Raw genomic sequence first — 2,697 nt, 5'->3', positions numbered from 1 at the left:
GCGTCCCACTCCCACACGAACGACCACGCCTGCAGGTCGGCCACGGCTCCCGCCGACGGAAGCGCGACGAACACCGCGTTGACCTCCGGCACGACCGGCGGGTCCACGACGCCCCCGGCGGCCAGGCGGTCGGCCAGGCGACGGGCCATGGCGTTGGCGTGGGTGGCGCTGCGCAGCCACAGGTCGTCGGCGAGCAGCGCCGCGAACTGGGCGCCGAGGTAGCGCATCTTCGAGGCCAGCTGCCCGGCCTGCTTGCGCACGAACGCCGCCCGGGCCGCCGACCCGGGCCGCAGGAACACCACCGCGTCGCCGTGGAGCAGACCGTTCTTCGTGCCCCCGAAGGTGACGACGTCGACGCCGGCGTCGACGGTGAACCCCCGCACGTCGCCCCCGAGGGCAGCCGCGGCGTTGGCGATGCGGGCGCCGTCGAGGTGCACCGCCAGGCCTCGGGCGTGCGCCGCGTCGCACAACGCGGCGACGTCCTCGGGCTGATAGAGGGTGCCGCGCTCGGTGGACTGGGTGATCGACAGCACCGCCGGTTGTGCGTGGTGAGGGTTGCCGAGGTCGCGCAGCGGGCCGTCGAGGTCGGCGGGGCGCAGCTTGGCGTCGGGCGTCGGCACCGTCACCAGCTTCGCCCCCGTGAACTTCTCCGGGGCCCCGCCCTCGTCGACGTCGATGTGGGCGCCCTCGTGGCACAGCACCGCATCGCCGGGGCCGAGGAGGCACTGCAGGCCCACGACGTTGGCCCCGGTGCCGCCCCAGCACAGCACCACCTCCACGTCGCCCCCGAAGAGGTCGGCGACGGCCTCGACGCCTCGCCGGGTCCACGGATCGTCGCCGTAGGCCAGCGCCGGGCCCTCGTTGGCGTCCACGACGGCGGCGAGGACCTCGGGATGGGCGCCGGCGGCGTTGTCGCTGGCGAACGACGCAGCGGGGCGGGCCAGGGCGTCGATCCCCGCGGGGAGCGTCACTCCAGGTAGCCGAGCGCCCGGGCCTCGGCGGTCAGCTCGTCGCGGAACTTGGGGTGGGCGATGGCGATCAGGCGCGCCGCCCGCACCGAGACGGGCTGACCGCGCAGCTCGGCGATCCCGTACTCGGTGACCACGTGGTCGATCGTGTTCTTGTTGGTGGTGATCGTGGCCCCGGCGTCGAGCCTGACCCGTATCCGGCTCACCGACTCGTCGGAGGTGGTGGAGTGCAACGCCAGGAAGCCCGCGCCGCGAGGGGAGAACATGGCGCCCTTCGCGAAGTCGGCCTGCCCGCCCGACCCCGACCACATCCGCCCCGAGATCATCTCGGAGTTGGCCTGGCCGAGGGCGTCGACCTCGACGGTGGCGTTGATCGAGACGAACGCCCGCTCCCGGCCGATGACCCGCGGGTCGTTCACCCAGTCGACGGGCAGGAACTCCGCCACCGCGTTGTCGTCGATGAAGTCGTAGAACGAGCGGGTGCCCATCGCGAAGGTGGTGACCATCTTGCCGGGGCGGGTGGTCTTGCCCGTCCCCGTGATCACCCCTTCGGTGAACAGCGCCGCCAGCGCGTCGGAGAGCAGCTCGGTGTGCACCCCGAGGTCGTGGTGGCCCTTCAGGGCGCCGAGGGCGGCCGCCGGGATCGAGCCGATCCCCACCTGGATGGTGGCCCCGTCGGGCACCCGCTCGGCGATCAGCTCACCGATGATCCGGTCCTTCTCACCTACGGCCGGTGGGGGCGACTCGGCGAGGGGGTAGTCGGCCTCCACCCAGCCGGCGACCTGGGAGACGTGCAGGTTGTTCTCCCCGCGGGTGCGGGGCATCTGGGCGTTGGCCTCGAGGAAGAAGGGGACCTTCCCGATGAAGCGGGCCACGTAGTCGGCGTTCGTGCCGAGGGAGAACCAGCCGTGGCGGTCGGGGGGCGTGGCCGACGCGAGCACGATCGGGGACTGGGTCACGTGCTCGAGGAGGTGCGGCATCTCCGAGAAGTGCGCCGGGGTGAAGTCGCAGCCGCCCTCGTGGTAGGCGGGGCGGGTGATGTGGGAGAGGAAGTAGGCGGTGTGGCGCAGCCCCGGGTAGGCGCCGTGGAGGTACGGGCGGTCGTGCAGGCAGTGCATCTGGTGGACTCGCACGCCGTCGAGGTCGGGGCCGGCGGCGTCGACGGCGGCCATCACCGTGTCGGGTTCGCCGTTGGCCAGCGGCACGATCACGTCGCGGTGGTGAGCGAGGTGTTCGAGCACGGCCGAGGGGTCCGAGCAGCGGGTGCGGTGCAGGGCGTCGTTCACGCAGGAGTTCCTTTCCCTTGCGCCGTCACGGTAGCGATGACCGCACCGGGCTCTCGGACCGCACGGCGAACGGGAGCGGTCGGGACGGTGAACGCTCCGTGTCGGGACCCCCACCGCTCCCACCCCTCCGGACGGCCGAGCCGGCATGGCAACCTGGGCCGGTGACCGTCTCGCTCCCCTCCGCCACCGACCTGTCGTCGCTGCTCACCCTCGACGCCGTCAAGCCCGACGCCTTCCTGGCTCCGAGCGCCGACAACGGGTGGGGCCGCATCTACGGCGGCCAGGCCGTCGCCCAGGCCCTGCGGGCGGCCGGGCACACCGTGTCGGGCGGCCAGCTCCCCCATTCGCTGCACGCCTACTTCATCCGCGAGGGCGACGAGAAGGCACCGGTGCTCTACGAGGTGGACCGGGTGCGCGACGGCCGCTCGTTCTCCACGCGCCAG

The 2,697-nt window shown here is 72.9% G+C and carries 3 protein-coding genes; 1 reads left to right on the top strand and 2 read right to left on the bottom strand.

Features of this window, described 5'->3' with window-relative positions; all coding sequences use genetic code 11:
- Both MUE36_15970 and MUE36_15965 read right to left on the bottom strand, forming a co-directional pair.
- Window positions 1-971: aminotransferase class I/II-fold pyridoxal phosphate-dependent enzyme (locus MUE36_15970; GenBank protein MCU0312424.1), on the bottom strand; the 971-nt coding region annotated here is incomplete at its 3' end.
- Window positions 968-2,254, bottom strand: coding sequence for a propionyl-CoA--succinate CoA transferase (locus tag MUE36_15965; protein MCU0312423.1), 1,287 nt, complete (start codon window positions 2,252-2,254; stop codon window positions 968-970). The genes MUE36_15970 and MUE36_15965, both read right to left, overlap by 4 nt.
- 161 nt (window positions 2,255-2,415) lie before the next feature.
- On the opposite strand from MUE36_15965, the gene MUE36_15960 reads away from it, so the two are divergent.
- A partial coding sequence (locus MUE36_15960) for a thioesterase family protein (GenBank protein MCU0312422.1) occupies window positions 2,416-2,697 on the top strand: 282 nt, incomplete at its 3' end.

It is taken from the genome of Acidimicrobiales bacterium, from assembly GCA_025455885.1.
In the GTDB taxonomy this organism is placed as follows: domain Bacteria; phylum Actinomycetota; class Acidimicrobiia; order Acidimicrobiales; family Acidimicrobilacustridaceae; genus Rhabdothermincola_A.
The sequence above is the reverse complement of the archived record's forward strand: the minus strand, read 5'-3'. Positions and strand labels throughout refer to the sequence as shown.